Genomic DNA, 7,362 nt, shown 5'->3' with positions numbered 1-7,362 from the left:
GACCCGCTCCACCCCCTGCGCACCGGCCTGGCCCACGCCCTGGGCGAACCCTCCACCGGCATCTCCGGTGAGGCCGCCGACCGCTGCTGGGCCGAGGCCCGCCACGCCTTCGCCGCCGGCCGCATCACCACCGCCGCCGAGGCCGTGGCCGCCACCTGGCGCTGGCGTCAAGGCCGCTTCCCCCGCCTGGTGCACCTGGTCGGGCCGTCCGGCAGCGGCAAGAGCACCTTCGCCGCCACCCTGCCCGGCATCGACGTCCACGTCAGCCTGGACGACCTGCGCCACGCCCGCGGCTCCCGCGCCGACCAGCGCGCCAACCACGACATCCTGGCCCACGGCCTGGACCTGCTCGACTCCGCCCTGGCCGACGGCCGCACCGTGACCTGGGACGCCACCTCGCTCAACCCCCACCAGCGCTCCCTCGTCCACGCAGTGGCCCGCCGCCGCGACGCGCTCACCACCCACGCCGTCGTCCTGGTGCCCGACGACGAACTGCGCCGGCGCAACGCCGCCCGCACCGACCCCGTGCCGGAACACGTCCTGACCGCCCAGCTGCGCAGGTTCGCGCCGCCCTACCCCGGACAGGCCCACCGCACCTGGTACGTGAGCGCCCAAGGAACGATCGACGACACCGACGGCCTCCTGCGCGACGCGGCCGGCCACGTCCCCGGCGAAGGAGCCGCGTGATGCGCACCAGCCAGGAGATCTACCACCGCATCCGCTGGGACCCCCGCCTCGACCCCGCCCGCTACGTGCTGGGCGTCGGCCAGCGAGGCGCCGCACCCAAACGCGTCCCGCTGCCCGCCTTCACCCCCGGCGGCGACATCCCCTGGCACCGGGTGCTGTTCGTGGAGGCCGACGGCGAACTGGTCTGGGACCGCGCCACCGGCCTGGACCGCCTCGACACCGCCCAGGCCGGACGCGCCCGCCAGGAGCGGCTGCTGCGCGCGCCGTTCTTCACCGCCAGAACCCCGCACGCCTACGACCCCGCCACCGGCTGGCACCCCGCTCCGGCCGAGATCGCGAACACCGCCGCGAGCATGGGCGGGGACGCGCGGGTGCGGCTGCTCACCTGGAACACCCTGTGGGACCGCTACGACGCCCACCGCATCGACACCGCCCGCCGCCGCCCCCTCCTGCTGGAGGCCCTGCGCCAGGCCGACGCCGACGTGATCGCGCTGCAGGAGACCGAACCCGCGCTGGTCACCATGCTCCTGCACGCCCCCTGGGTCCGCGCCCACTACACCCTCGGCACCGACCCCACCGGCGACGACGTTCCCGCCACCGGCCTGCTGCTGCTCAGCCGCCTGCCCGTGCGCGAGGCCGCCGTGCACGGGCTGGGACCGTACAAGGCGGTCGCCGCCATCACCGTCGACACCCCGTCGGGGCCGCTCGTCGTCGCCGCCACCCACCTCACCAGCGACCACTCCACCGACGGCGCCCGCCGCCGCACCCAGGAACTGGCCCAGATCGCCGAAGGGCTGGCCGGCCTGGACGGCGAGACGGTGCTGCTCGGCGACTTCAACGACGGCGCCGACGGCCCGCACGGCGGACCCGCGACCGTACTCCGGCTGCGCGACGCCTGGACCCAGGCCCACGGCACCGGCGACCAGAGCCCCACCTTCGACCCGCGCATCAACCCGCTGGCCGCGGTGTCGTCCATCACCGGCCGGGCCTCCCGCCTGGACCGGATCCTGCTGCGCGGCCGCGCCCAGGTGCGCTCGGCCGTCCTGCTCGGAACCACCCCGACCCCGGACGGTCTGTACATCTCGGACCACTACGGCGTCCAAACCGACCTCACCCTCACCGAGCCCGAAACCCACCAGCCGGGAACCCACCGGCCGACACCACACCAGGACCGCACCCGGCCCGCCACCCACACCAGCGCCACCCACACCAGCGCCGCCCACACGAGCGCCGCCGGCGCTGAGCCACACACCTCCGAACCGCCCACCTTCGGACCGCCCGCCACTACGCAGCTCACGGCCGCACAGCCCACCGCCAGGACCGCGCTCGCCTGGATCCCCCCGCACGACCTGTGGCCGTCCATCCAGGAGTTGCGCGCCGAGCACGACCCGCAGATCGACCGCTGGCCGCCGCACGTCAACCTGCTGTTCGGCTTCCTGCCCGAACCCGACTTCGAACGCGCCGCCCCACTGCTGGCCCAGGCCGCCGCCGAGATCACCCCGTTCACCGTCCGGCTGGAAGGGGTGCGCCTGTTCGAACACCGCGACAGCGCCACCCTCTGGCTCGACCCCGCCACCGGAACCGCCGCCACCTCCTGGGCCGCGCTGCATCGAGCGTTCGAGCGGCGCTTCCCGAACTGCCGGGGCAGAGCCGAAGGCTTCACCCCGCACCTCACCCTCGGCCGCGCCCCCACCCGCGATGCCCGAGCGCTCGACCCGCAAGCCCTCGCCGCCCGCTGCGCGAACCGGCTCGCCCCCATGACGGCCCGGGTGGACGAACTCGTCCTGCTCTCACGCCGCGCCGACGAGCCGATGCGCCCCCGCGCCCTGATCGCCCTGGGCACCGGAGAGATCCGCTGGCTCCCCGACCCACCCACCGGTGACCCCGCCGAGCCTCCCGCCGCGGCGCTTGCCCACGACCCGCTCGCCGGCCACGTCGTACGCCGGCTCACCGAAGCCCTGGACCCGGCCGTCATCCACCTGACCGGTTCACGCGCCATGGACTGCGCACGCACCGGCGCGGACATCGACCTGGTCGCGGTCCTGCCCGGCGACCCCGCCCCGGCCACCCTGCGAACCCGCGTGCAGGACGCACTCCCGGAGGCCGACAGGATCAGGCCGGTGATCGGCGCCAAGGTCCCCGGCCTGCGCCTCCACCTGCGCACCCCGGCCCTCGAACTTCCTGCGGGCTCGGCGGGCGTGGAGGTCGACCTGGCCATCGTGGCCACCGGGAACATGCCGCCCGCAGAAGCCGTCCCGCGCCGCGCCGAACTCGGACGAAACGCCGCGATCGCCCTGAGCGCGATCAGCGACGCCGAAGCCATCCGCACGGCGGCCGGCCCCCGGCACGCCTACTTCGCCCACCTGGCCAGGCAGGTCAAGGCATGGGCCAGGGCACGCGGGCTGGACTCGGCCCCGTTCGGCGGGCTGCCCGGCCTGGCCTGGGCGATCCTGGCCGCCCGCACCGTCACCGACGTCACCATCGCCGACCTCCGACCGGACGAACACCCCGCCGGCGACGACGAACTCCTGCGCACCTTCTTCGCGACCTGGGCCGCCTGGGACTGGCGACACCCCGTCCACCTGACCCAGGAAACCGCCACGGAGACGTACACCGCCCCGGCGGCGATGACCGTCATGACGCCGTGCCCCCCGGTACGCAACTGCGCCCAGCAGGTCGGCGAAGGCGGACGCGACCTGCTGATCCACGAGCTCTACCAGGCCTGGGAAACCCTCGAATCCGGCGCTCCCTGGACCGACCTGCTGTCGCCCCCGCCCCTGCACCGCAGGCACGCCTCCTGGGCCGTCCTCACCATCACCGCCCACCGCCCCGACGAACTCGACCCGCTCGTCGGCCGGGTACGCGGCCGCCTGCGCGACCTGCTGACCCGCCTGGAAGACGCCGGAGCCACGGACGCCCACGCCTGGCCCCGCCCATACCCGGCGAACCGCACCCAGCCGGGCACGGTCCGCTACGCCATCGGCCTGGGCCACACCCCGCCCACCACCGCGACCATCACCGACATCGCCCGCACCTGGTCCCGAGGCCTGGACGGCGTCACCCTCGAAACCACCACCTGGGCCGACATCCCCACCCTGCACTGACACGAACGCGAACAACCCGACCCGGCGGCCGAACCCACACGGTCACCCAGCACGGATCACCTCACTCTCATCCGCGAACACCGCCGCCCCCGCACGGCCACGCAGCCCAACCCGGCGTCGACCCGAGAGCACCACCAGCACGACACCAGACGCCGATCCCACGGCGAGGCGAGGCCACACCGAGGCCGTCCCCGACCAGCGCCACCGCGAACGAGCGCGGGCCGAGCCGCATTTCAGGAAAACGCAGCACCGCCGCCGACCCCATGGCCCCGACGACCACCAAAGCGGACAGCAGGCGGAAACCACCAGCCCGCGTCTCGAACGAGGATTCTCCCGATCACGACCTCGACGCTAGGAGCAGGGCCGCCCGGCGAACACCCACCCGGCCACGAACGACCACGGTCGTATCCCAGCCGGACCCCGGCGAACCCCACCACGTCAGCGAGGCGGCTTGGCGCGCAGCAGGGGATGGGCGCGCATCGCCACCTCCAACTCTCCAGGCAGCTCATCCCGATAACGCCCCAACGTCGACAGATCACTGTGCCCCAGCACCCGCCGCACCGCGTCCATGTCGACCGCGTCGGCCAGCAGATGCGTCGCCGTCGTGTGCCGCAGCCCGTGCGGCGTCACCGAACGGCGCTGCTCCGGATCGACCCGCCGCTGCACCCGGTCGATCACCGCCTGCACGTCACCCCGCGCCAGCCGCCGCCCCCGCCACGACAACAACAACGCCTTCCCATCACCAGACGCGGAACCGGCCCCCGATGCGGACGCCGGGGTGCGGCCCTGCTCCAGATACGCCTGCAACACCGCGTCCACCCCCGGCGGCAACGGCACGTCACGCGTCCGCCCGCCCTTGCCGAAGATGCGCCAGTACCGCACCCCGTCGTTGGTGAAGAAATCCTCCACGTTGGCGCGCACCAGCTCCGACACCCGCGGCCCCAGCGTGGACAGCAGCAACACGATCACCGCGTCACGCAACTCCGTCCGCTGATCACGCCGGCCCTGACGCGGCGGCGGCGCCTGCGCCTGCTCCGTGGCCGCGCCGATCAGGCCCTGCGCCTGCTCCCGCGTCAGCGCCCGCCGCTGCGGACGCAACCCGCCCCGCTGCTTGGCCGTCACCGTCGCCGCCGCCATCGGATTGAGCTGCACCCACCCCGCCAGCGCCGCGTGCTTGAACAACGCCGAGATCGAACGCCGAAACCGCGCCTGCGACGACGGCGACTGCCCCCCACCAGACCCCGGCCCAGACCCGGACCCGGCCCCGTCACGGGAAGCGGAGGAGGCGGGGGAGCGGCGGCCATCCGGCCGCCGCGCGAACGCCAGCAGCAACGCGTCGACGTCCTCACCCGTCAGATCGTCCAGCACCGTGCCCGCGCCCGCCAGCTCCACCAGCGTCGCCACATCACGCGCGTACACCTCCGCCGTCGCCGGTGACAACGCCCCCGTCACCGTCTTGGCCCGCACCAGCTCCACGTAGCGGTCGGCCGCCTCGGCCACCGTCACCCGCTCCAGGTCAGCAGGCCGCACCCGCCCCTCCTCACCTCGACGCACCAGACCCGCGCACCAGATTCGCGCACCAGATTCGCGCACGAGCCCGCACACAAGATCCGTCAAAGGGAGACGGTAGCGACCCTCACCGACAGAAACTCAGATGTCGCGGAACGTCTCGATGCGCGCCCCCAGCGCGTTCAGCCGCTCGGCCAGATCCTCGTACCCACGGTTGATCACATACACGTTGCGCAGCACCGACGTGCCCTCGGCCGCCATCATCGCCAGCAGCACCACCACCGCCGGACGCAACGCCGGCGGGCACATCATCTCCGCGCTGCGCCAGCGCGTCGGACCCTCCACCAGCACCCGATGCGGATCCAGCAGCTTCACCGACGCCCCCAGCCGCGTCAGCTCCGTCAGATAGATCGCCCGGTTGTCGTACACCCAGTCGTGGATCAACGTCGAACCCTGCGCCGAAGCCGCGATCGCCGCGAAGAACGGCACATTGTCGATGTTCAGCCCCGGGAACGGCATCGGATGGATCTTGTCGATGGGGGAGACCAGCTTCGACGGCCGCACCGTCAGGTCCACCAGCCGCGTCCGCCCGTTCGCCGCCGGATACTCCCTGCCCCGATCGTGATCGAGACCCATCTCCTCCAGCACCGCCAGCTCGATCTCCAGGAACTCCACCGGCACCCGGCAGATCGTCAGCTCCGAAGAGGTCACCACCGCCGCCGCCAGCAGGCTCATCGCCTCCACCGGATCCTCGGAAGGGGAGTAGTCGACGTCACGCTCGATGTGCGGCACCCCGTGCACCGTCAGCGTCGTCGTGCCGATGCCCTCCACCCGCACGCCCAGCTCTTCCAGGAAGAAGCACAGGTCCTGCACCATGTAGTTCGACGAGGCGTTGCGGATCACCGTCACCCCGTCGTGGCGGGCCGCCGCCAGCAGCGCGTTCTCCGTCACCGTGTCACCGCGCTCGGTCAGCACGATCGGCCGCGCCGGCGACACCCGGCCGTCCACCCGCGCGTGGTAGAAGCCCTGCGTCGCCGTGATGTCCAGCCCGAAGTGCCGCAACGCCGACATGTGCGGCTGCACCGTCCGCGTCCCCAGATCACACCCGCCCGCGTACGGGATCTGGAACTGGTCCGTACGATGCATCAACGGACCCAGGAACATGATGACACTGCGCGTACGCCGCGCCGCGTCGGTGTCCATCGCCTCCAGCTCCAGCCGAGCCGGCGGCACGATCTCCAGATCACTGCCCTCGTTGATCCACCGGGCCCGCACCCCGATCGAGGCCAGCACCTCCAGGATCCGGTACACCTCCTCGATCCGCGCCACCTTACGCAAGATCGTCCGGCCCGAGTTCAGCAACGACGCGCACAACAACGCCACACACGCGTTCTTCGACGTCTTCACATCGATGCTGCCCGACAACCGCCGGCCGCCCACCACCCGCAGATGCATCGGCCCGGCATACCCCAGCGAGACGATCTCACTGTCGAGCGCCTCACCGATCCGGGCGATCATCTCAAGACTGATGTTCTGGTTACCGCGCTCGATCCGATTGACCGCACTCTGACTCGTCGCCAGCGCATCGGCCAGCTGAAGCTGCGTCCATCCACGATGCTGACGCGCGTCCCGGATCAACCGGCCGATTCGCACAAGATAATCGTCTGCCACAACAGGAGACCATATCTCACATATGAGATGCGGCCGCGCCACCAGCGGCCGACGCGCCGGACAACCCCCGATGACGCGCCAGACGCTCCGGAGTCGCCACCGGCCTGACCTTCCCCACGAACGCCTCCCGCGCCGCACGGAAACCATGCCGGTCGTCGAACATGTCACGACTCATCTCCGCCAACTCCTCCACCCGATACGCCTCCAACGGCCGACGCCGCTCATCGGCGTCCCGCCCCTGCCTCTTGACCGCCAGCAACCGCTCGAAACCCGCATCACCCGCCAACCGCTCGGCATACTCCAGCACCCGCCGCTCGAACTCCGACCGCGACCCCGACACCACCCGATCCGCCAGCCCCGCCTCCACCGCCTCACGCGCACCCAACGGCAA

4 protein-coding genes and 1 pseudogene are annotated in these 7,362 nt (G+C 72.3%); 2 read left to right on the top strand and 3 right to left on the bottom strand.

Annotation, left to right across the window (positions count from 1 at the left end; all coding sequences use genetic code 11):
• The coding region (locus HII36_RS51810; RefSeq protein WP_173530786.1) for an ATP-binding protein at positions 1–687 on the top strand (687 nt) is incomplete at its 5' end.
• Positions 687–3,791: a poly(A) polymerase gene (locus tag HII36_RS51800; RefSeq protein ID WP_217371027.1), complete on the top strand. Its 3,105-nt coding sequence runs from the start codon at positions 687–689 to the stop codon at positions 3,789–3,791. The genes HII36_RS51810 and HII36_RS51800, both read left to right, overlap by 1 nt.
• A gap of 438 nt (positions 3,792–4,229) precedes the next feature.
• Here HII36_RS51800 and HII36_RS57550 read toward each other — a convergent pair whose 3' ends face one another.
• From HII36_RS57550 to HII36_RS51785, 3 genes and pseudogenes are all read right to left on the bottom strand, one after another.
• Complete coding sequence (locus HII36_RS57550) at positions 4,230–5,321, bottom strand: tyrosine-type recombinase/integrase (RefSeq protein WP_173530785.1); 1,092 nt, start codon at positions 5,319–5,321, stop codon at positions 4,230–4,232.
• A 120-nt stretch (positions 5,322–5,441) separates the two neighbouring features.
• Positions 5,442–6,971: a helix-turn-helix domain-containing protein gene (locus tag HII36_RS51790; protein ID WP_173530784.1), complete on the bottom strand. Its 1,530-nt coding sequence runs from the start codon at positions 6,969–6,971 to the stop codon at positions 5,442–5,444.
• Positions 6,972–6,987: 16 nt separating this feature from the next.
• Positions 6,988–7,362: pseudogene (locus HII36_RS51785) on the bottom strand (hypothetical protein); the annotation flags it as partial.

It is taken from the genome of Nonomuraea antri (assembly GCF_013283785.1).
Lineage (GTDB): Bacteria > Actinomycetota > Actinomycetes > Streptosporangiales > Streptosporangiaceae > Nonomuraea > Nonomuraea antri.
The sequence above is the reverse complement of the archived record's forward strand: the minus strand, read 5'-3'. Positions and strand labels throughout refer to the sequence as shown.

Coding starts and splice junctions, on each gene's coding strand:
- HII36_RS51800 (WP_217371027.1), top strand. CDS start 687: ATGCGCACCAGCCAGGAGATCTACCACCGCATCCGCTGGGACCCCCGC.